Raw genomic sequence first — 22,340 nt, 5'->3', positions numbered from 1 at the left:
TTGTAAATGCCTTACACGCTCGATTTTTTATTGTCGACTTTTTATCTCTTCGCTAATTTTAGCTACAAAGTCATCAACATTAAATTTGCCAAGGTCTTCACCTGTGCGAGTACGTACTGCTACTTCTTGTTGTTCAACTTCTTTATCGCCAACAACAAGTAAGTAAGGAATACGCTTAAGTGTATGCTCTCGGATTTTAAAGCCAATCTTCTCATTTCTCAAGTCAGCAGTGGCTCTAATTCCAAGTTTATTTAATTTTTGTACAACTTCTTTAACATAATCGGCTTGTTTATCGGTAATATTCATAATTACCACTTGCTTTGGCGCAAGCCACGTAGGGAATAAACCAGCGTATTCTTCAGTTAAAATACCAATAAAGCGTTCTATCGAACCTAAAATAGCACGATGTATCATAACTGGGGTACGGCGTTCGTTATTTTCAGCAACATAAGTTGCGCCTAAACGACCCGGTAATGCAAAGTCTAGTTGCACTGTACCACATTGCCACGCTCTGTCTAAACAATCGTACAAAGTAAATTCAATTTTAGGGCCGTAAAATGCGCCTTCACCTGGTAGGTAATCAAATTCAATCTCGTTTAGTTTAAGCGCTTCGGCTAATGCAAGCTCTGCTTTATCCCACATATGGTCTTCACCAATACGTTGCTCTGGACGTGTTGAGAGCTTAACCACGATTTTTTCAAAACCGAATGTCTCATATGTATCATAAACCATCTTAATACACGCTGAAACCTCGTCCATTATCTGCTCTTCGGTACAGAAAATGTGCGCATCATCTTGGGTAAAGCCACGTACACGCATTAAGCCATGTAGTGCACCCGATGGCTCGTTACGATGGCAACAACCAAATTCAGCCATACGTAGTGGTAAATCGCGGTACGATTTTAAACCTTGATTAAATATTTGTACGTGGCCTGGGCAGTTCATTGGTTTAATCGCGTATTCGCGCTTTTCAGATACTGTGGTAAACATAGCATCTGCATATTTTTCCCAGTGACCTGATTTTTCCCATAACGAACGGTCCATCATCATTGGACCTTTTACTTCTTCGTAATCATATTCACGTAGCTTTTCACGTACAAACTCTTCAAGCTCACGGTAAATGCTCCAACCATCGTTGTGCCAAAATACCATGCCTGGCGCTTCTTCTTGCCAATGCCATAAATCAAGTGCTTTACCAATACGGCGGTGATCACGCTTTTCAGCTTCTTCAAGGCGTTTTAAATACGCTTTAAGTTGCTTTTTATCGCCCCACGCTGTGCCGTAAATGCGTTGTAGCATTTTGTTTTCTGAATCACCACGCCAATATGCACCCGCTACTTTCATTATTTTGAAGTTTTGGCAAAATTTCATGTTAGGTACGTGAGGGCCACGACACATGTCTACATATTCTTCGTGATGATATAACCCTGGACGGTCATCTTTAGCGATGTTTTCATCCAAAATTTCTATTTTGTATGTTTCGCCACGCGCTGCAAATACATCGCGTGCTTCTTGCCAGTTTACGGTTTTTTTAACTACATCGTAGTTTGTTTTAGCAAGTTGCAACATACGCTTTTCAATCGCGTCAAGATCATCTTGAGATAACGATTGTTCCATATCAATATCGTAATAAAAGCCGTTATCAATAGTAGGACCAATTGCCATTTTTGCATCTGGGAAAAGCTGTTTAACCGCATGCCCAATTAAGTGTGCACACGAGTGACGAATGATTTCTAAGCCGTCGTCGTCTTTTGCAGTGATGATTTCAAGGCGCGAATCTTCACTTATTAGGTCACATGCATCAACACGCTCGCCATTAACACGGCCTGCAATGGTCGCTTTAGCGAGCCCTGGGCCAATATCGTTGGCAACATCTAGCGTACTTACTGGGTTTTCAAAACTACGTTGACTTCCGTCAGGGAGAGTAATAACTGGCATTATAAATCCTTGCTACAGTGGTGACACCTACAATGTATCACGTGTATTTTTTAAATTAATTAAATGAGAATGACTCGACAACGCTCTTACGAATAAGCATTGACTATTTTTCGCCAAATTTAGCTAATGTAGATGCTGAGTCTGCTCAACTACAAAAAAGATATTGTCGCGTGCAACGCTACTAATTACAAGTTTAAAGCGGCTAAAACACCTGCTATTTTGTTATAAAGGCTAAATTAATAATGTTTTAGCGCCGATTTTATAACATCAATATAATAAATCTAATCGCCGTTAAATTTACAACAGACTTAAGTGCTTACTCTCGCAATTTAATAGATGTTGCGTATAATACTGGGTAATTAAGTTATATTAGAGAATAGACATGAGAACATGTGGTGTAGATATTACCGGTAGTGATGTACTACTTTGTATTTTAAGTAAAGATAATGACGTATTTGATATTCGCGACGTGCGCCAAACACGCTTTACCTTAGGTAACGGTAACGACACAGAAGTAATGCGCAAGTTTCAGTTTGATTTTGCCAAGCTAATGCAAGATTACCAAATTGATTCTGTAGCAATACGTCAACGTGCTCCAAAAGGTAAGTTTGCTGGTAGTGCTAATGGTTTTAAAATGGAAACCGCGATTCAGCTAATCGAAAACCTTGATGTAAAATTATTTACAACAACCGAAATTAAAGAGCAAGTTAAGCGCAACCCTATCCCTATTGATTTTGAGGATACCGGTCTTAAAAAGTATCAAGAAAATGCTTTTGTAAACGCTTACGTTTATATTATGAAAAAAACTTACCGCAGCGACGAAATGTAACCTCATTTAGTAATTGCTAAAAGCGCGTACTTACAGTGTAAGGCGCGTTTTTTTTTGCTTTATTTTTACTTATTTCATTTTCAGCAACAAACCTAAGACATTAGTCTACCCCTCTTCCCTTTGTCGACAATATGTGTTTATTTATCATTCAAGCTATTCATATCTACTGATACGGAGAATGACATGAATGTAACAACAAAAGCGGTTAAAGAAATAGAAAAAATAAACCATATGCCGCTATTGCAGAGTTATTTTAAAGGAATACAAAGCACCCCATTAACCAAGCAAACCATAGGTGACTACTTCGACAGCATTGTCGACAATGCCCCCGACGCATTAGCCGTGGTTGTACACCATCAAAATATACGCTTGAGCTATAAAGAGTTTCAACATCAAGTAAACCAATTAGCAATGGGCTTACTAGCACTGGGTATTAAGCCAGGTGAAAGAGTGGGCATTTGGTCGCCAAATAACATTCAATGGTGTTTAACTCAGTTCGCTACCGCTAAAATTGGCGCAATTATGGTATGTGTAAATCCAGCTTATCGCCCCAGCGAATTGCAGTACGCTTTAAACAGCGTTGAGTGCACTACCTTAATTACCGCTTCAGAATTTAAAGGCAGTAACTATCTGAAAATGCTACAAAGTTTAGCGCCAGAGCTAGCAGAGTGCGAAAAAGGGCAGCTTAATGCCGCTGCTCTTCCCACGCTTAAAAACGTGATTAGAATTGGTGATGAAGCAAGCCCTGGTATGTTTTCATTCGCTGAAGTAACCGCACTTGCAACTCAAGAGCATAAACAGCAGTTAGATTCAGTAGCCGCTACCCTTAATTGCAATCAAGATATCAATATTCAATTTACGTCTGGCACCACTGGCAACCCCAAAGGGGCAACGCTTACTCACAAAAACATTTTAAATAATGCATTATTTGTTGGTGAAGCCATGCACATTACCAATAAAGATAAAATATGCATACCTGTGCCACTTTATCATTGCTTTGGTATGGTACTTGGCAGTTTAGTGTCTATGAGCAAAGGCGCTACAGCCGTTTATCCTGGGGATGCATTTGATCCGAAAACAACTCTCGAAGTAGTACAAAATGAGGGCTGTACAGCACTGCATGGTGTACCGACCATGTTTATTAGTGAGCTTGAATTAAGTAACTTTAATGATTACGACTTAAGTACATTACGCACTGGTGTAATGGCCGGCTCTACCTGCCCCGAGCAAGTAATGCGCAAAGTACAAACTTTAATGAATATGCACGAAGTAGTTATTGCATATGGCCAAACTGAATGCAGCCCTATTAATAATATTACTGAAACCGACTCATCTATTGAGCGCCAAGTAACGACAGTAGGCCGTGCATTAGCGCATACCGAAGTTAAAATAATTGATGAGCTAGGTAACATTCAACCCGTGGGGCTATCGGGTGAGGTATGTAGTCGCGGCGCAGGAATTATGCGTTGCTACTGGAACGATGAAGAAAAAACCAAAGCGACCATAGATCAAGATGGTTGGCTGCATTCTGGCGACTTAGGGGTAATGGATAGCGAAGGCTTTGTTAGTATTGTTGGCCGCATTAAAGACATGATAATTCGCGGCGGTGAAAATATTTATCCCCGCGAAATAGAAGAAGTGCTTTATACCTACCCAGGTGTTCAAGATGCCGCTATATTTGGTATTAGCGACGAAAAATACGGTGAAGAAGTATGCGCCTGGATCCAACCCAAAGAAGATGCACAACTAGACGAAGCACAAATACGGTTGTTTTTAAAAGACAAACTAGCTTATTTTAAAGTACCGCGCCATATTCGTTTTGTTGAAAATTACCCTATGACGGTAACCGGTAAACTGCAAAAGTTTAAAATGCGAGAACAAATGCAAGAAGAGTTAGCAGAAAAAGCGTTTTCATAATTATCAGTTTTAAAAAAGCACAGCCTGTTTTGGGCTGTGCTTTTATTATAGCAAACGTGCACTAACTATAAATTAAGCATACGCTTTTTTAGCCTTTCTAAGTCAATCGCGTTGGAGCGCACGGTGAGCTTAATATGGCTATATTCATATTCTTCTTTAATGACACTCATGCTCGAGCGAATTTCACCCACTATACCTTTGGCGGTATAAGGAATAATAACCTCTTCTTCAATCATGTCGCTTTGTGCTGTATCAACAATGTATTTATGTAATTTAGCTATATCAGCTGGGTTACGTGTTGATGTCATCATAGCATCAGGAAATTCAGCCATTAATGCTTGTTGTTGCTCATCGCTAAGTTGGTCTGACTTGTTAAGTACTAACAACTTTTTACTACCTTGTACGCCCACTTCTGCCAATACATTATGCACTACATCTAGTTGTGAGCGAAAAGACGCATCCGAGGCATCAACTACATATAACAATAACGACGCATCATGTGCCTCGGCTAAAGTTGAATGAAATGAAGCAACTAAGTCATGCGGTAATTTTTTAATAAAGCCAACTGTATCTGATATCAATATACGTGGTTGCGTTATTGGATACAAAGCACGAACTGTGGTGTCCAGCGTAGCAAAAAGTTTGTTTTCGCCCTCTACATCACTGCCCGTAATTGCGCGCATCATCGACGACTTGCCCGCATTGGTATAACCAATCAAAGCAACCGAAAATAGCTCTGAGCGCTGCTCTCGTCTGTCCATCATTACATCTTGAACATTTACCAGTTCACGCTTTAACTCGGCTAATTGGTCGCGTACTTTACGACGGTTAAGTTCAAGCGTTGTCTCACCTGCGCCCTTACCCATTTGGCGTTCTTTATCGCCGGTAGATGTTTCACGCAGACGCGGCGCTACATAGTTAAGGCGAGCAATTTCAACTTGTAATTTTGCTGTTTTAGTACGCGCATGGCGGCTAAATATTTCAATAATTATGCCGGTGCGGTCAAATACTTCCACACCTAACTGGTTCTCAACATTACGTAGTTGAGAAGGCGTTAAATCGCAGTCAAAAACGACAACATCGGCACAAGCAAAATCTAAACCGTCTGATGGAATTTCTGACGGCATGTCGGATAATGGATCGTCATCAAGAAAGTTTTCATCCTCATCTGCAGCAGAACCTTTATTACCAGTAAGGTGCGCTATTTCAGCCAGTTTGCCTGAGCCAAGTACATTTACTTTTTGGGTAGAACTTTGCTTTTGTGATTGTGTGCCAACTACTTTAAAGCCAAGAGTGGTAACTAGGCGTGCCAACTCTGCAAGCGACTCAGTTGCTTCATCGCCTTTAAAGTGAGGTGTACTAATAGAAATAAGTAATGCGTTAGGAAGTGATGCTTTTGCAGTTAGTTGCATAGTTTTTTATGTTAATGCACCGCGAAGTGCAAACCTATTTTCATTCGAAAGTGGCCTGATCCTACGCTGTTATAGCTTGGCTTTATAGCGTTATAACTAACTTAAGCGGTTATTTAAATAAAACACCCCATAAATAGCTAAATTTATGGGGTGTTTTTAAGTACAGACTCTCACAGCAATGAGCTGCAATTGCTCTAAACTATTTAAATTAAACCACGCCTTGCTCTATCATTGCATCGGCAACACGGCGAAAACCAGCAATATTAGCGCCAAGTAACAGGTTAGTAGGTTGGCCAAACTCTGCTGCGGTTTCGTTCGCAATATTAAAAATGTTTTTCATTATGTGTTGTAATTTTGCATCCACTTCTTCAAAAGTCCAGCTTTGCATACTGGCATTTTGCGCCATTTCTAATTGGCTGGTTGCAACACCGCCCGCATTAGCGGCTTTACCTGGGCCGTAAGCTATTTTGGCTTTAATAAAGCAGTCAATCGCGTCTTTGGTCGAAGGCATGTTTGCGCCTTCACTCACCAAAATACAGCCATTGCTTAACAGCACTTTTGCATCGGCTTGAGTTAACTCATTTTGAGTGGCACACGGGAACGCAGCATCGGCTTTAAAGCGCCACACTGCATGCCCATCTTCTGGATAATCTGCACGAGCAATATAAGTGGCTTCTGGGTAGCTTTCTTTATATTTACTTAAACAACCACGTTGCTGCTCTTTTAACTCTTTAATAAGTGTTAAATCAATACCCGCGTCATGAAATAACGTACCGCGAGAATCACTACAGGTAATTGGTTTTGCATTTAATTGATACAGTTTTTCCATCGCATAAATAGCAACATTACCCGAGCCCGAAATTAAACAACGTTTTCCTGCTAAGCTATCATCGCGGTTTTGCAGCATGTAGTTTGCAAAGTACACTGCGCCATAGCCAGTTGCTTCTTTACGAACTAACGAGCCACCCCACATTAAGCTTTTACCGGTTAATACACCATCGTAACGCCCTGTTAAACGCTTGTATTGGCCAAATAAATAACCAATTTCGCGTGCACCAACACCAATATCCCCTGCAGGTACATCGGTAGTTGGGCCAATGTGGCGGTATAACTCGTTCATAAATGATTGGCAAAAACGCATTATTTCACCGTCTGAGCGCCCTTTTGGATCAAAGTTAGCACCGCCTTTACCACCACCAATAGGTAGGCCGGTTAATGAGTTTTTAAACACTTGCTCAAAGCCCAAAAACTTAATAATGCTGGCATTAACACTCGGGTGAAAACGCAAGCCCCCCTTATATGGGCCCAAGGTTGAGCTAAATTCAATGCGATAGCCTTTATTTACTTGAATATTACCTTCGTCATCAACCCAAGGTACACGAAACATTAATTGACGCTCTGGCTCTACCATTCTTTCTATAATGGCTTCTTTTTGATAATTTGTAGTTTTTGCAAAAAGAGGCTCTAACGATTCTAGTACTTCTTCAACAGCTTGATAAAACTCACTTTGCGCAGGGCTCGTTTGCTTTAATTGAGCTATCGTACTATGTATATAATTCATAATTATTCTTCCGTGTAAGCTATTTTTAAAATTTGAGAATTCGGGTAAGTATGATTGAGTTTGTTTTTTGAATATAAATCTATTTTAAAATCATAATTTTCATATACCTTACCATTAGAAAGAGTCGTGTTGCACGTCATTCATGTTGAATTATTTTACTGTTGTTTAAAAATAAAACAGCGATGCGGCGCATTTTTATTCACTTTAACAATATAAAAATACAGTGCGCAGTTGCTAAAACTAAACAAATAACTAAAGAAGGAGGTAATTGCTTGATATTTAAATGATCTCATTCAATTGCTAGTTTATTAAGCGGTATTGAACAATTTTAAAGTCGGTGTGCAATAAGTTGAAAAATATTTAACTTAAAAACAACAAAACGCTAAAACAAGGGCTGTTTTAGCGTTTTGAAAGAGTAATAGTTTTACTTTGCTTACTCAGCAGGGCTTTCTGGACGAACCTGCTGTTGTACACCCGTTAAAAATAAACGAAGTACCTGATTATTACATACACGGTAGTGCTTGTTATCTACTTTACGAGAAAATGCGCTTAGTTCATGTTTACTCAAATTAAAGTCAACGAGTGCCAGCGTCGCAATTACATCTTCCGCTTTCATATTTAAGGCAATACGCAGCTTCATAAAAATAATATTGTTATTTAGTTTGCTCTCAGGAACAGGTTGCTCGCCTTCGCGCTTACCACGTTGAGTATTAATAAAACCATTTAAAAAAGTTGCAAACTCTGTATCACTTATTTCAGTGTAAGCTTCTTCGCCTTCTTTAGTTAACCAAGCAATTACTTGCTCTGTAGTAACCGTATGCTCAGCTGCAGCAAAAACATTTACCATAGCGGTGTCGGTTAAATTAAAAGTGTAGCGAATGCGGCGTAAAATATCGTTATTTGTCAAAGTAAATCCCAGAGTAGTAAATGCTAACCCAATGGTTAGTTATTGTTAGCTTGTAAATAAGCGCCCTAGTTTAACAGACTTGCCAATACTGCCCTATTAGTTTTTATTTGGTAGCACACACGCTACCAATGCCGTTAATTACCCAACACCTTTGCAGGGTCAACTCTTGTTGCTTGCCACGCAGGGTAAATAGTAGCTAACGCCGCTAAAATAAAAGTAACAGCAACTGTTACCACAATATCTTGCCACACTAACTTACTGGGTAAAAACTCTATAAAATAAACCCCTTGGAGTGGGTTTGCGCCAAACAGCTGGCTGAGCCAAGTAAATAATTCGCTAATATTGATTGCCAGTACTACGCCAATTAAGCTGCCTAATACCACACCCACAAAAGCTTGCGTTAAACCCTGCATTACAAAGGTAGCTAAAATGGTACTGTCTTTTGCGCCCATGGTTTTTAAAATAGCAATATTGCCTTGTTTTTCGCGTACTTCCATTACCAAAGACGACACAATATTAAAACTCGCCACTGCTATAATTAAAAACACCACAATATAAACTATGGTACGCACCATTTGTATATCTTGGTATAAGCTGCCTTGCGTTCTAAACCAGCTAGAAATGTATACATAGTCGTCTAGGGTTTGCCCCACCCGTAGCGCTATTTGGTGCGCGGTAAATACGTCATCAACGCTTAAGCGAAGCCCCGTTACTTGGCTTTCATCGTAACCTAATGTTTGCTGCGCTTTATTAAGGTGGATAAATGCAGCTGTGCTGTCTATTGGTCCACCCATTTCAACAATACCTGCAAGTAACAGCGTTACTCGCTTAGGCGCTAATAACGACTGCCCTTGCTGAGCTATTTGAGGAATAAGTAAGGTAATACTATCGCCCACGCTGGCATCGAGCTGGTTTACTATTTGTTTGCCTAAAATAACTTCATCAATACCAAGCTGGCTCACCAACTTGCCTTTGGTAAATTGATTAATAGCCGACACGCTCCCCTCCAATGAAGGCTCAACTCCGCGTATTTCTACTGCTTTTAATTGGCTTTTAAATTGCGCCATACCGTTAACGGCAATAAATGGCGCAGCGCCGGTTACATGATCTTGCTGTTGCAGCTGCTCAACTTTTTGTGGCCAATTAGCAATTGGCCTATTAGGCGCTACATATTCAACCTGTGGTACTACGCTTAATAGGCGATGCACTAATTGCTGCTCAAAGCCATTTATTACCGACAGCGCAACGATTAAAACCGCAACGCCCAATAAAATACCCACAGTAGATGCTTTAGCTATAAAGCTTACAAAACCATTTTTTTCATCTTTATGACCAGAATACGCTCTAAAGCGTTTACTTATAAACGCACTAAGCAACATGTTGCGACTCTTTAATTGTAAGTTTGCCATCATCTAAATAAGCTATTTTACCGAGCTTGTCGGCCAGCTCTAAATCGTGAGTTACCACCACAAAGCTAGTATTTAAACTTTTATTAAGCTCATTTATTAAGTCGTATATTTTAATCGCGTTTTGTTTATCTAAATTACCGGTTGGCTCATCAGCAAGCACTAATGCCGGTTTAGTAACGAGCGCGCGCGCAATTGCCACTCGTTGGCGCTCACCGCCAGACAGTGCCGACGGCTTATGAGAGCTGCGATGCGCTAGGCCCACTTTTTCAAGCATTTCTAATGCAGCTACTTTCGCAGCTTTAGCACTTAGTCCTTTAATTAAAAGCGGCATGGCTACATTTTCTACCGCACTAAACTCCATAAGTAAATGATGAAATTGATAAATAAAGCCTAAGTTTTTATTTCTAAATGCCGCTTGCTCTGTACGAGAGAGCTTAGCCACTTCTTGATTTTTAATTTTAGCACTGCCAGAGGTTGCAGTATCGAGCGTACCGAGTATATGCAATAAGGTACTTTTACCCGAACCAGAGCTGCCCACTATCGCCAGCATTTCACCTTGTTGCAGGGCTAAATTAACCCCTTTTAATACTGCAACTTGGTTACTACCATCTTGATAAACTTTGTTTAAATTTTCACAACTAATAACTAAATCATTCATAACGCAATACCTCGGCTGGTTTTACTTTTGCGGCTTTGCGCGCAGGGTAAACAGTGGCTAAAAAGCTCATAGCAATACTCGAACAAGCGATAACAATTAGGCTTGGTACATCAAATTTTACTGGCAGCTCTATACCTGCCATCAAATTTAATCCTACTAATGCTAATAACTCATTAATATATAAACTAAGTAATACACCTAAAAATGCCCCTACTGCGGTGCCAATCACGCCATTATAAAGCCCTTGCACCATAAACACTTTTTGTACTTGCGATGGTGTTAAACCCAAAGTTTGTAAAATAGCGACTTCGCCTTGTTTTTCACTTACCATCATAGTTAGCGCAGACACAATATTAAATACCGCAACCAACACAATAAGCCCTAATAACATCGACATAATCCGTTTTTCCATTGCTACAGCAGCAAATAATGTGCCTTGGCTGCTGCGCCAATCTGTATAGGTATGATCTTTTAATATAAGTGTGCTGGCCTGTATAAATTCATCCAATGCAAAGGGTTCATACAAAGAAATACTTAAATTAGGTGCGGTGTTTTGATCCAGCTTTAATACGCGTTGCAACGACGTACCACTGGTAAAAGCCAGTCCCATGTCAATTTCAGAGCCGGTTTCGTAAATGGCCGCTATTTTAAACAAACGTTGGCTAGGCATACGTCCAAGCGGTGTATAGGTAGAAGCATTTGGCATAATAACCCGCAGCTTATCTCCCAAGCCAACACCTAATTTACGGCTCAGGTAGCGGCTAATGGCAATGCTATAGTTTTTATTAAGCACCGTTTGCCAATTCCCTTGTACTATTTTATCGGTAATTTTATAAAGTGAGCCGTCATCGCCATACAAGCCTTGCAGCAACACACCGTGTAAATCTTTATTGGTTTGTAATATGGCTTCACCATGCTGATAAAGGCTTACAGTACTTACATAAGGAGATTGTTCAAGATCTGCTTTTAAACTACTCATTTGCGCTGCAGTACGCTTATTTGCTTGTACTTCAACGTGCGGAATAAGCCCAAGCATATTGGTTTTTAAGCTACTTTCAAAGCCATTCATTACTGAGCTGACAGTAAATAATGCCATTAAGCCAATCGCAATACCGGCAATAGAAAAAAACGAGATAAATGAAATAAACGCATTCCCTTTTGAGGAGCGACTATATCTAAGTCCAATAAACAAACTAACCGGTTGAAACATATTGTTTTTAAACACTTATCCTAAAAATAGTAATTTATAATAACACGAATAATCCGTACTTGGGTATGCCACTAAATGTAATAAACATTTAAAAATCTGATACTTGGCTAAAATAAAAATTAAGTTATTAACTCGCTATTAAGTTTTTAGCCCTGCGACTAAATAATCAAGTAGCACCCTTACATTGGTTGCCACAAACTGGCGAGGCGGATACACCCCCCATACGCCTTCTTGCAGCGGCTGATAGGATGTTAAAATAGGCACTAGTTGCCCTGTTTTTAACTCGTTTTCAATGTAGTAATTGGGAAGCTGAATAATCCCTAAGCCTTTTTTAGCGCCATCTACCAACGCCCAGCCACTATTACAATGCAGTCGCCCAGCTATTTTAATATGTTTTTCGCGCCCGCCTTCGTTTACCCGCCAATAACGACTATTACCCACTAAACATTGATGATTTGTAAGTTCGCCTAATGTGTGTGGCTCGCCAAATCGGGTTAAATAGTCTGGGGCACAACACATAATAAAGCGTCGTGCACTTAAGCGCCGTGCTTTTAAGCTCGAGTCTTTTAAATGCCCCAGCCTAATAGCCAGATCAAAACCACCTTCTAATAAGTTCTCTTGCTCATTACTGAGCGTAGCAACAACTTCTACATCGGGGTGATCGTGCATAAAATTATGCACTATTGGCATAATAAAGCTCTCGCCATACATTACCGGGGCTGTTAGGTTAATTTTACCTTTTGGCGTACTTTGCTGTTGCGCTAAACTTTGCGTGGCATCATCCATTGCATGTTGTAAATGCTTTATTTGGTGTAAAAACACCTCACCTTCTTTGGTCAAAACCACTTTACGCGTTGTGCGTGTTAGTAACTGTGTATTTAAGCGTTGTTCAAGCGCACTAACATGGCGGCTAATATGCGCAACCGACAACCCAATTGCTTTGCCTGCGGCGGTAAAACTACCCTCTTCACCTACCGCAATAAACTCGTCTATTCCATCCCATCGTGCCATTGTTACAGTTCTGAAAAAGTGTTTTAATAAAATTGAGATTATCATTATTTGAGAAACAAATACAATAGCTACATCACCCAAGCAAATTGGGTCTACAATTATTATCTACCCACTATAAAGGATAAGCACATGTCAGAATTTATTAAATCAAAAGCAGCTATTGCTTGGGGTCCTAATCAGCCACTTAGCGTTGAAGAAGTTGATGTGATGATGCCTAAAAAAGGCGAAGTAATGGTAAAAATTACCGCTACTGGTGTATGTCATACCGATGCATTTACATTATCGGGTGAAGATCCTGAAGGTATATTCCCTGCAATTTTAGGCCACGAAGGCGCTGGTGTTGTATATGCAATCGGCGAAGGCGTAACCAGCGTAGAAATTGGCGACCATGTTATACCTTTATACACTGCTGAATGTGGTGAATGTAAAATGTGTACCTCAGGCAAAACTAATCTATGTTCTGCTGTGCGCGAAACCCAAGGTAAAGGCTTAATGCCAGACGGTACAACACGTTTTTATAAAGACGGTCAGCCAATTTACCACTACATGGGTTGCTCAACTTTCTCGGAGTACACAGTACTGCCAGAAATCTCTTTAGCTAAAGTAAACAAAGAAGCGTCTTTAGAAGAAATATGCTTACTAGGCTGTGGCGTAACAACGGGTATGGGCGCAGTAACAAACACAGCTAAAGTAAAAGCGGGCGACACTGTGGCTATTTTCGGTTTAGGTGGCATAGGTTTATCGGCTATTATTGGCGCAAAAATGGCCGGTGCGAGTCGTATTATCGGTATCGATATAAACAACTCTAAATACGAGTTAGCTACCAAGCTTGGCGCAACCGATTTAATTAATCCAAAAGACTTCGATAAGCCAATTCAAGACGTAATTGTTGAAATGACCGATGGCGGCGTTGACTACTCGTTTGAATGTATTGGTAATGTTGATGTTATGCGCTCAGCACTTGAGTGTTGTCATAAAGGTTGGGGTGAGTCGGTAATTATTGGTGTAGCAGGCGCTGGCCAAGAAATCTCTACTCGTCCATTCCAATTGGTTACTGGGCGTGTATGGCGTGGTAGCGCATTTGGTGGCGTTAAAGGCCGCTCACAACTACCTGAAATTGTAGAACGTTACATGGCTGGCGAGTTTGCACTAAATGACTTTATTACCCACACAATGGGTCTTGAAGACATTAATGAAGCATTTGATTTAATGCACCAAGGCAAAAGCATTCGTACCGTTATTCATTACTAAGTAATAAACCAATCGCTTGTATTCACTGTGTGGATATAAGCGGCTTTTGAGGATTATCATGTTAGAAAATATCTCAAGTGTAAAAGTAGCCGGTGGTTGGCATAAACAATATACGCACAGCGCTGTAAGCACTCATTGTACTATGCGTTTTGCCGTTTTTTTACCACCCGGCGCTAGCGAAAGCAATAAAGTACCAGTACTCTATTGGCTTTCAGGTTTAACCTGCACCGACGAAAACTTTATGCAAAAAGCAGGCGCATTCAAAAAAGCAGCTGAACTAGGTATTGCTATTGTGGCACCCGACACTAGCCCTCGTGGAGATAATGTTCCTAACGAAGACAGCTACGATTTTGCTCAAGGCGCTGGGTTTTATGTTAACGCGACACAAGCCCCTTACAACACTCACTTTAATATGTACGACTACGTAGTGAATGAATTACCCGCGCTTATAGAGCAGCACTTTCCAGTGACTAGCAAAAAAGCAATTAGTGGTCATTCAATGGGCGGCCATGGTGCGTTGATGATCGCTCTTAAAAACCCACAGGATTATGTTAGTGCTTCGGCATTTAGCCCTATAGTAAACCCTATTAATTGCCCATGGGGCGTTAAAGCGTTTACGGGTTATTTAGGAGCCGATAAAACTACGTGGGCACAATACGACACCTGCAAATTAATGGCTAAAGCTGAGCAAAATAATTACTTGCCAATGTTAGTGAGCCAAGGCGATGCCGATAACTTTTTAGACGAGCAATTAAAGCCACAAAATTTAGTGGCTGTTGCAAAGCAAAAAGATTACCCACTGACCCTAGAAATGCAAACCGGGTATGATCATAGTTACTTCTTTATCAGTAGCTTTATTGATCAGCACTTGGTATTTCATCATCAGTATTTGTCTGCATAATAATATTATTGTTTGCAGTAATAATGTGTAGAGCTATAACCCTCTACACATTATTTTAAACTATTAAAAAAACGTCCTTACTTGTATCAGTACTCACTCGCCTTTTATTACCCTACTTGCTGTGGCTATACTCATAAGCTTATTTAGAGCATGCTGGCCTTGTAAAATAAAATCAAAGTTTAAATTTTAACGTTATACGGCGTTAAACAAAGCACATTACTCATGCACTTCCTCTTTTATAAACTCCTTAACAAAACCAATTAATTGCAGTAAAAATATAATCAAAAAAGGTAATGCACCAATAATCGCAACACTGCGGTTTAAAGGCTCGTTATTTTGAACCAATAATACGTAAGCACACAATCCCAATGCAAACGACCAAGCGTATAAACTCCAAGTATATGTTTTATTTGCGCCGCTTAATTGGCGTATAACCAAAACGGCAGAATCAGCAGAGGTTGCTACAAAAATAAGTAACAGTAATAAGCTAGACCAAATAAGTACGGCACCTTGGCAACCTAATTGCTCAAAAAATACAAATAAGCCTTGGGTATAATCTGCTTTTATTGCCTGTAAAATACCACTTTGGTGCGCTTCATCCCAGGCTATAGCAGAGCCAGAAAACACGCTAAACCATACAATAGTAACCAGTGTAGGTACTAAAACAACACCTAAAATATATTGCCACACCGGGCGACCCTGACTTATTTTGGCTAAAAACACGCCCACAAATGGACCCCAAGCCAACCACCAAAAATAATAATTATAGGTCCAGCCATTCGCCCACTTTGGATCGTTTAGCTGGCTGGCAAGTTGCCATGTTCCTATAGTAATAAGCTGTAAATAATCCCAGGTGCCACCAATAGCTATATTTATAATGGGCTCAATAGGCACAAAAAACAGCAGCCAAACCATAAGTGCTAATGCTAAAAGCATATTAAACTTACTGAGTGTTTGAATCCCTTTTTTAAGCCCCAAAGTTGCCGATAACGTATATAAAGCTACAATTAAACTAATAATTATAAACCCCGACAACAAAGCCGATTCAACACCTAACTTTAACGCCAAGCCTTTACGCAGTAATAAAGTAGAGTTTGCGATAGTGCCAACCACCCCAAAAAATATCGAGAATATAGCAATTAACTTAATGCCAAAGCCCAGCTTAATTTGCCAGTCTTTATTTATAACACCTTTAAACACACTTATAACCGGCGCGCTAATATCGCCTACTTTGCCGCTATTACTGCTAAGCCCGCCAAGTACCAAACCAAATACCGCGTAAAGTGCCCAAGCATGCGCCCCCCAATTAACTAAAGTTAATGCCAAGCCACTGGTGTGTGGATTAGGGTATAAACCCTGTTTTAAAGGTGAGTTTATAGTGTGTAGTGCAGGCTCTGCTACTCCCCAAAAAACGAGGCCCGAGCCCATACCTGCAGCAAAAAGCATAGAGAGCCAGCCAAATAAAGCAAATTCAACCTTTGCTTGCTCTCCACCTATTTTACGCCGCCCTAACGGGCTTATAGCAACGGCAATTACAATAAAGAGTAATAGGTTAACCAAAATAAAAAATGGCGAGCCCAAGTAGCTTAAAAGTTGGCTAATAACAGGCTGCAAATGAGCCGTAAGTAATGCCGGAAATAAAAATGCCACAACTGATAAGCTAACGCACAGTAGTAACGCGGTTTTTTCAAGTTTAGTGGCTGTATTAATTACTTTGTTTAAAGGCAAGTGGTTCACATAATCATCTTTTACTATAAGTAAAAGAATACGGATATTTAAAAGCGATATCAAACTAACTTTTTGGTAAAAAAGTAAAATAGTAGTGTAACTATTACCAAGCCTCACAGAATAAAAGTTAAGATTAATCTAAATTACTGAATTTAAAATATTAAATAAATGGCTTACAGATTGCTAGCTAGTTATTAAGATTAACTAAAAAGGCAAGATCATGGAAATTGATTTACAGTGGCACGAAATCGTTGATAACCTGATTCACTTAGGCATAGCTTATTTACTTGCTTTGCCAATGGCCTACGACAGAGAGCGCAGCCAAGATGGGGCGGGGCTGCGTACCTTTCCGCTAGTAGCGGTGGCATCGTGTGGTTATGCGTTAATTGCGTTGTCTGTACTTGACTCCTCTGAAGCACAATCAAAAATGTTGCAGGGGATCATTACCGGTATCGGCTTTATTGGCGGTGGCGCAATTTTAAAAAATAACCAATCTACCTCAGGTACCGCCACCGCGGCGAGCATTTGGAATATGGGTTTAATTGGTATTGCGGTGGCCTACAGCCGCTACGAAATAGCTATTTTACTAGCCATTATTAACTTTATAACATTGCGCTATATTAAAAAGTTTAAATAAGTTTTCAATTTTATATCTTCATAAAAACAAAAAAGGCGCTATAAAAGCGCCTTACCAAACAAGAATGTGTGCTTAAAACATGTCTTGATAGGGATTTTTTGTATTAAAAGCAATCGCTTTTTCAAAGCCAGGAAGGTGTATGCTTTGCTCATCTATTACAATGTCGTTATCATCGATTAAGCCATCACCAAAACGATAAATTAGTTGGTATTGACCTAAATCAGCTTGTGATTGATAGCTTTGCTGCGCTGCTTTTACAGCCACATTTTTATTAGCATAATCATTCATAACGCTTTTGCCATGGCGCTTGGCAAGCATTTGCAGTGTTATTTTTGCAGACAATACTGTAGCGGTAGCGTTGTTACCGCCAAAGCCTTTTGAGTTAATAAATGCAATATCCATATCACCGCAATCATAGTGGCTGTTTCTAATGTCTAAATGATCAGCGTAAACATCGTCGGCTATTTTATCTATAGTCGTAATACCAGGCATAATATTGTGGCTAAATACACCTAGTGCTATAGCTAACTGATCGCCACTTGCAGGGGCAATAGTATGGCCAACATACGCTTTTGGCGCAGTTACTTTCCAGTTATCAATAGCAAAGGTTTGTGCCACTTTATGATAAATTAATGACTCGGTTACACGGTTTAATGGCGTGCTTGAACCATGGGCTAATATAAAGCTGCGCTGTTGCAGTGCTTCTTTACCTAATAAGCTACTTGCCAGTGCCGCCGATTTTGCCATAGTAATGTAGTTACCAGGCCCTGGTGAGGTAATCGACTTTTTAATGCCGTCGGCATTTACAAATACATCTGGCACACACCCCATAATGTCGGCGCCTAACTCTAGTGCTAGAGCATCATCCATTAAAATAGCCACTTGTGCACCTTCACCTAACGTAAAGCCACAGTTTTCGCCAAATGGGCGGCTACTTTTACGATAGTCAGGCTCATCTGTATTACTTAGGTTATCTAAACGGCGCAAACCTTCAACGTTTGCCAGTGCGCTCATGTTACCAAAGCCTTCTATAACCTCTGGCGTAATAGCACATTCAACACTTGCTACCACAGCAACGCGGGTGCGCCCTGCTTGTATATCGTTAACCGCTGCGCGTAAGTTATATAAAAACGTAGCACATGCGCCCGATGTTGAAAACGTAGTACCTACGTTGCCCGTTACATACGCATTAATAAAGTCGGTCGACATAGTATTTAAACCCAGCGCTAATTGCTTAGTGCTTACGCGGTCGCCTTGCTGGCGAGCTTTAACTAAGCCGCCTAAACCTTTGTCATCCATTTGGCCAATAACCGACGCCGAATAAGTACCAATTTTGTCTGGCTCTACGCTATTCATTATATGTTGCCAATCAAGCCCGGTTGATTTTATTGCATCGGTAGCAGCAAAAATAGTCGCTTGCAGACCACGTGGCTGATAGCGGCTGTTATACATTACTGACGGATCAAACCCTGTAGGAAACTGCCCTGCCGATTTAATCGGGTTGTCACGAGTTGAAGCGTGTTTAACATCTATATCTGCGGCAATAGTAACTTTAACTTTTTTACCTTCCAGCTGCTCTACCTGCCAGCTTGCAGGTACCGGTTGTGGTAAATCGCGAGCACGGGTTTCAAACACAATAGCGTTTTCGGCTGATGCATTAAGCGTCATTTTTTGCTGCCATGGTGTGGCGTCTGGATCAAAATGTTCGTTTTCAATTTTACGAATAAGCGTACCGGCAATTATTTGTTCACCAAAACGTGCTTCTATGTCGCTTTGCTCAACATTGTTACCTTGAGTGTCTTGTAGTTGATTATCAACAACACTAACTAAATTCATTAAGGTGGCGAGGCCTAAAAACGTTTCTTGGCGAGCTTGTGCATTTAAACTGTCTAACACAATACGGCGGTAACCTTGGTGAAAAGAAGTACGGCCAGCGGCATTAATGCCTCCCATGCCTACAATTACGGGTAATGCGGTCATAATTTACCTTTTAAAAAACGTGTTATAAGAATATGACACTAGTTTAAATGGATTACGCACCACGCTTTGTGCTTTAATAGCCAAATATTAAGCATAAAAGGCCAACCCTAACTGGTCGGAGCATCTATATGACTGATAAACAGAGTAACCCCCCATTAAATATAGCTATTGCTGTTTACCAACACTTATTAATAACGAGTTTAACCCTTCCTATAGAAATGTTGAGAGCGGGCGAAGCTTTTGCAAAAGGCCATATTAATAAACAAAACTTTAGGCCACTCGCTATTCATTTAGTTGCTAAAAACCATGAACCAATAAGTAATCGTACCGGCTTGGCAATCCTTCCCGATTGCGCCACCAGCAATACCCCCAATTGCGATTTAGTAATAGTGCCCGGTATTTGGCGAAACCCGCGCCCAGTTGTACGCACTAATCAAAATATAGTTACTTGGCTGGGGCAAAGTTTTACAAATGGCAGCCATATTATAGGCGTAGGCACTGGCAATTGTTTACTAGCAGAGGCTGGGTTACTTGACGGGCACCCTGCAACTACTCATTGGCATTACGCTAAACAATTTAGTCATGACTACCCCAAGGTACTGTTAAAGCCTGACTTTTTTATTACTCAATCCGAGCGACTCTATACCGTAGCCAGCCTAAACGCCCTAGCCGATGTAATGGTGCATATTATTAGCCAGTATTATGGCAAAGCTGCAGCGCAGCATGTTGAGCGCAATTTTTCCCACGAAATACGCAAACCCTACGAAGATCAGCGCTATCTTGAAGGCGCGGTTGACCGCCATCCCGATGAGTTAATTGCCCAAATTCAATTTTGGTTAAAAACCAACTTAGCAACAGAGCTTAATTTACAAGATGTGGCCGCGCAGTTTAATTTAAGCTATCGCTCTTTTACACGGCGCTTTAAAGCAGCTACCAACCAAAGCCCTATTGAGTATTGGCAACAGTTACGAGTAGAAGGCGCAAAAGAGCTGCTCGCTTCGTCAAATTTATCAATTCAAGAAGTAGCGTTAGAAGTTGGCTATAACGATCAAGGTCATTTAACGCGAATATTTAGAAAAATACTGAACCAAACACCCAGTGAGTATCGTAAAGTAGTGAGAAAAAAATTGTTTGGCTAATACTTTAAAAACAAGCCAGCCTACTATAATAATATAAACCATTAACTAAAACACAAGGAAGTTGGAAATATGCATGTAAATTTTAGTGAAAATTTACTATTAGATCTTGAAACAGAGACTGATCTCAACACTAGACTAACTCGGTTGCTAGCACTTATTCGTAAGCACCTTGATATGGACGTTGCTTTTATTTCTGAGTTTACAGACTCTAAACGTATATTTAAATTAGTTGATACCAAACGCCCTAACGATATTGTAAAAGTAGGTAATTTTGATCCCATAAATGAAACCTACTGTAATAAATTAGCCAATAATGAACTAGATAATATAATACCTGACACCAGTAAAAATAGTATAACCCGCGATATGCCGGTTACTAAAAAGCTTAATATTGGTGCTTATATTGGGGTGCCAATTACCTTATCCAACGGCGATATTTACGGCACATTTTGTTGCTACAACGAACAAAAAGACGACACATTAAACAAACGTGATCTGGCATTTTTAAATTTAATTTCAGATCTGGCTTCGCAGCTTATTGATACGCAAATACAAAACAACGAAGCAAAGCAACGTATTAAATCTAACGTACTTAATATTATAAACACAAACAATATTGAAATTTACTACCAGCCTATATATAGCTTAAGCACAAATAAAATTTCGGGTTACGAATCCTTGTCTCGCTTTTTTGTTGAGCCCTACAGAACACCTAACATTTGGTTTGATGAAGCTGCACAGTTTGGTTTAGGTGAAGCCCTAGAAATGTTGGCAATTAACAATGTTTTAGGCAATATGAGTCATTTTAATAAAGATGTGTATGTGTCAATTAACACCTCACCAGAGCATATACTAAGTGGTGCCGTTGCTAATGCATTAGCTGCTATTTCTGATTGCAGTAATATAGTACTGGAGATAACCGAACACTCTCCTATTGCCAACTACCATGAAATGTTAACGGCACTCGCGCCGCTGCGTAAAAAAGGCATACGCTTAGCTATAGATGATGTTGGTGCGGGGTATTCTTCTTTTCAGCATATTTTGGAGCTACAAGCAGATATTATTAAACTTGATATTAGCCTTACCCGAAACATTAATAGCGATCGTCGAAAATATTTATTAGCTAAAGCATTATGCGGATTTGCTAAAGATATTGGCTGTAATATTATTGCCGAAGGCATAGAAACACTAGAAGAAATAAACACCCTACGCACACTAAATGTCGACAAGGTTCAGGGCTATTATTTAGGCCGCCCACAAGCACTTTGCGATGCTTTAGTGCATCAAAAATTAGTTTTAAGTTAGTTATAAACTTAATTATAAAAACGCCACTTTATAAGTGGCGCTCTGTTTCATTTTCGCTTTTGCGATAATAGCGTTTTGAATAAATTTTAACTTTAGTGTGCACGCCTTTACTTAAGCTTTTAAACTTAGCTTCAAGCACATCAACACCGTATAAAATACCGACCACCAGCACAGAAAGCTTAATAGCTGCGCCCAAGTTTTCGGTGGCTATCATTACACCAATAGATGCCAACACCCAAATGGTTGCTGCCGATGTTACTCCTACCACTGCGCCGTCTTTAGCTAGCATTACGCCTGCGCCCAAAAAACCAATACCAGTAATTATTTGCCCCACTACGCGAGAGTGGTCAATTACATCGCCTTGTAAATTAAACGCAGTCGATAAAAATAAATAGGTACCTAAAGTAATTAACGCAGAAGTACGAATACCCACAGGTTTGCCACGTAATTGGCGCTCAATACCAATAATAGCGCCACAAAATGCCGCCGTACCAATTGCAGCCCATGAGTACGGAGCTACATCAAATAAATCAGGTAAAAACACGTA

18 protein-coding genes are annotated in these 22,340 nt (G+C 40.1%); 7 read left to right on the top strand and 11 right to left on the bottom strand.

All coding sequences use genetic code 11. The features are described 5' to 3' along the window. Positions 1-27: 27 nt before the first annotated feature. Entirely contained in the window at positions 28-1,938 is a 1,911-nt protein-coding gene (gene thrS, locus PTRA_RS07590; protein WP_058373307.1) for a threonine--tRNA ligase, read from the bottom strand. Between the two features lie 382 nt (positions 1,939-2,320). On the opposite strand from thrS, the gene PTRA_RS07585 reads away from it, so the two are divergent. Next, the gene (locus PTRA_RS07585) at positions 2,321-2,767 is read left to right on the top strand and encodes a DUF3010 family protein (RefSeq protein ID WP_011328076.1); all 447 of its coding nucleotides are present in this window, start codon (positions 2,321-2,323) and stop codon (positions 2,765-2,767) included. Positions 2,768-2,950: 183 nt separating this feature from the next. Further along, the gene (locus PTRA_RS07580) at positions 2,951-4,684 is read left to right on the top strand and encodes an AMP-binding protein (protein WP_058373306.1); all 1,734 of its coding nucleotides are present in this window, start codon (positions 2,951-2,953) and stop codon (positions 4,682-4,684) included. Positions 4,685-4,749: 65 nt separating this feature from the next. On the opposite strand, the gene hflX is transcribed toward PTRA_RS07580, so the two are convergent. The 7 genes from hflX to PTRA_RS07545 all read right to left on the bottom strand — a co-directional run bounded on the left by hflX (position 4,750) and on the right by PTRA_RS07545 (position 12,852). Next, positions 4,750-6,096, bottom strand: coding sequence for a GTPase HflX (gene hflX / locus PTRA_RS07575; protein ID WP_058373305.1), 1,347 nt, complete (start codon positions 6,094-6,096; stop codon positions 4,750-4,752). 208 nt (positions 6,097-6,304) lie between these two features. Then, the gene (gene gdhA, locus PTRA_RS07570; protein WP_058373304.1) at positions 6,305-7,657 is read right to left on the bottom strand and encodes an NADP-specific glutamate dehydrogenase; all 1,353 of its coding nucleotides are present in this window, start codon (positions 7,655-7,657) and stop codon (positions 6,305-6,307) included. A 433-nt stretch (positions 7,658-8,090) separates the two neighbouring features. Beyond that, complete coding sequence (locus tag PTRA_RS07565) at positions 8,091-8,564, bottom strand: YehS family protein (protein WP_058373303.1); 474 nt, start codon at positions 8,562-8,564, stop codon at positions 8,091-8,093. Between the two features lie 134 nt (positions 8,565-8,698). Next, on the bottom strand, positions 8,699-9,943 hold the full coding sequence (locus tag PTRA_RS07560; protein ID WP_058374560.1) for a lipoprotein-releasing ABC transporter permease subunit: 1,245 nt from the start codon (positions 9,941-9,943) through the stop codon (positions 8,699-8,701). Beyond that, positions 9,933-10,631, bottom strand: a complete 699-nt coding sequence (gene lolD / locus PTRA_RS07555) for a lipoprotein-releasing ABC transporter ATP-binding protein LolD (RefSeq protein ID WP_058373302.1) — start codon at positions 10,629-10,631, stop codon at positions 9,933-9,935. Before lolD ends, PTRA_RS07560 begins: the two co-directional genes overlap by 11 nt. Beyond that, on the bottom strand, positions 10,624-11,841 hold the full coding sequence (locus PTRA_RS07550; RefSeq protein ID WP_058374559.1) for a lipoprotein-releasing ABC transporter permease subunit: 1,218 nt from the start codon (positions 11,839-11,841) through the stop codon (positions 10,624-10,626). Before PTRA_RS07550 ends, lolD begins: the two co-directional genes overlap by 8 nt. Positions 11,842-11,979: 138 nt before the next feature. Continuing rightward, on the bottom strand, positions 11,980-12,852 hold the full coding sequence (locus tag PTRA_RS07545; RefSeq protein WP_197182014.1) for a LysR family transcriptional regulator: 873 nt from the start codon (positions 12,850-12,852) through the stop codon (positions 11,980-11,982). Positions 12,853-12,981: 129 nt separating this feature from the next. Between PTRA_RS07545 and PTRA_RS07540 the strand changes: the two genes are divergently transcribed. Beyond that, positions 12,982-14,103, top strand: coding sequence for an S-(hydroxymethyl)glutathione dehydrogenase/class III alcohol dehydrogenase (locus PTRA_RS07540; protein WP_058373300.1), 1,122 nt, complete (start codon positions 12,982-12,984; stop codon positions 14,101-14,103). Between the two features lie 58 nt (positions 14,104-14,161). After that, a complete protein-coding gene (gene fghA, locus PTRA_RS07535) occupies positions 14,162-15,004 on the top strand; it encodes an S-formylglutathione hydrolase (RefSeq protein WP_058373299.1) in 843 nt (280 codons plus the stop codon). A 216-nt stretch (positions 15,005-15,220) separates the two neighbouring features. Here the strand turns inward: fghA and PTRA_RS07530 are convergent, their stop codons facing one another. After that, positions 15,221-16,741 carry a BCCT family transporter gene (locus tag PTRA_RS07530; protein ID WP_237113481.1) on the bottom strand — a complete coding sequence of 507 codons (1,521 nt, stop codon included), beginning with the start codon at positions 16,739-16,741 and terminating at the stop codon, positions 15,221-15,223. A gap of 211 nt (positions 16,742-16,952) precedes the next feature. Here PTRA_RS07530 and PTRA_RS07525 point away from each other — a divergent pair, with 211 nt between their 5' ends. Further along, complete coding sequence (locus PTRA_RS07525) at positions 16,953-17,369, top strand: MgtC/SapB family protein (RefSeq protein ID WP_011328064.1); 417 nt, start codon at positions 16,953-16,955, stop codon at positions 17,367-17,369. A 72-nt stretch (positions 17,370-17,441) separates the two neighbouring features. Here the strand turns inward: PTRA_RS07525 and PTRA_RS07520 are convergent, their stop codons facing one another. Beyond that, entirely contained in the window at positions 17,442-19,349 is a 1,908-nt protein-coding gene (locus tag PTRA_RS07520; protein ID WP_058373298.1) for a beta-ketoacyl synthase, read from the bottom strand. 128 nt (positions 19,350-19,477) lie between these two features. Between PTRA_RS07520 and PTRA_RS07515 the strand changes: the two genes are divergently transcribed. Together PTRA_RS07515 and PTRA_RS07510 are read left to right on the top strand one after the other, a co-directional pair. Further along, positions 19,478-20,488, top strand: a complete 1,011-nt coding sequence (locus tag PTRA_RS07515) for a GlxA family transcriptional regulator (protein WP_058373297.1) — start codon at positions 19,478-19,480, stop codon at positions 20,486-20,488. 69 nt (positions 20,489-20,557) lie between these two features. Next, the gene (locus tag PTRA_RS07510) at positions 20,558-21,793 is read left to right on the top strand and encodes a sensor domain-containing phosphodiesterase (RefSeq protein WP_058373296.1); all 1,236 of its coding nucleotides are present in this window, start codon (positions 20,558-20,560) and stop codon (positions 21,791-21,793) included. Positions 21,794-21,821: 28 nt separating this feature from the next. Here PTRA_RS07510 and PTRA_RS07505 read toward each other — a convergent pair whose 3' ends face one another. Beyond that, positions 21,822-22,337 (bottom strand): MgtC/SapB family protein, encoded by a 516-nt coding sequence (locus PTRA_RS07505; RefSeq protein ID WP_011328060.1) that lies wholly within the window; start codon positions 22,335-22,337, stop codon positions 21,822-21,824. Positions 22,338-22,340: the final 3 nt, after the last annotated feature.

The sequence above is a fragment of the Pseudoalteromonas translucida KMM 520 genome, from assembly GCF_001465295.1.
Classification (GTDB): Bacteria; Pseudomonadota; Gammaproteobacteria; order Enterobacterales; family Alteromonadaceae; genus Pseudoalteromonas; species Pseudoalteromonas translucida.
The sequence above is the reverse complement of the archived record's forward strand: the minus strand, read 5'-3'. Positions and strand labels throughout refer to the sequence as shown.

Excerpts from the sequence above, each read along its gene's own strand:
- PTRA_RS07580 (WP_058373306.1), top strand. The coding sequence starts at position 2,951 with ATGAATGTAACAACAAAAGCGGTTAAAGAAATAGAAAAAATAAACCAT.
- gdhA (WP_058373304.1), bottom strand. The coding sequence starts at position 7,657 with ATGAATTATATACATAGTACGATAGCTCAATTAAAGCAAACGAGCCCT.
- fghA (WP_058373299.1), top strand. The coding sequence starts at position 14,162 with ATGTTAGAAAATATCTCAAGTGTAAAAGTAGCCGGTGGTTGGCATAAA.
- PTRA_RS07545 (WP_197182014.1), bottom strand. The coding sequence starts at position 12,852 with ATGGCACGATGGGATGGAATAGACGAGTTTATTGCGGTAGGTGAAGAG.
- PTRA_RS07525 (WP_011328064.1), top strand. The coding sequence starts at position 16,953 with ATGGAAATTGATTTACAGTGGCACGAAATCGTTGATAACCTGATTCAC.
- PTRA_RS07540 (WP_058373300.1), top strand. The coding sequence starts at position 12,982 with ATGTCAGAATTTATTAAATCAAAAGCAGCTATTGCTTGGGGTCCTAAT.
- PTRA_RS07550 (WP_058374559.1), bottom strand. The coding sequence starts at position 11,841 with ATGTTTCAACCGGTTAGTTTGTTTATTGGACTTAGATATAGTCGCTCC.
- PTRA_RS07560 (WP_058374560.1), bottom strand. The coding sequence starts at position 9,943 with ATGTTGCTTAGTGCGTTTATAAGTAAACGCTTTAGAGCGTATTCTGGT.
- PTRA_RS07585 (WP_011328076.1), top strand. The coding sequence starts at position 2,321 with ATGAGAACATGTGGTGTAGATATTACCGGTAGTGATGTACTACTTTGT.
- PTRA_RS07510 (WP_058373296.1), top strand. The coding sequence starts at position 20,558 with ATGCATGTAAATTTTAGTGAAAATTTACTATTAGATCTTGAAACAGAG.
- lolD (WP_058373302.1), bottom strand. The coding sequence starts at position 10,631 with ATGAATGATTTAGTTATTAGTTGTGAAAATTTAAACAAAGTTTATCAA.
- PTRA_RS07520 (WP_058373298.1), bottom strand. The coding sequence starts at position 19,349 with ATGACCGCATTACCCGTAATTGTAGGCATGGGAGGCATTAATGCCGCT.
- thrS (WP_058373307.1), bottom strand. The coding sequence starts at position 1,938 with ATGCCAGTTATTACTCTCCCTGACGGAAGTCAACGTAGTTTTGAAAAC.
- PTRA_RS07515 (WP_058373297.1), top strand. The coding sequence starts at position 19,478 with ATGACTGATAAACAGAGTAACCCCCCATTAAATATAGCTATTGCTGTT.
- hflX (WP_058373305.1), bottom strand. The coding sequence starts at position 6,096 with ATGCAACTAACTGCAAAAGCATCACTTCCTAACGCATTACTTATTTCT.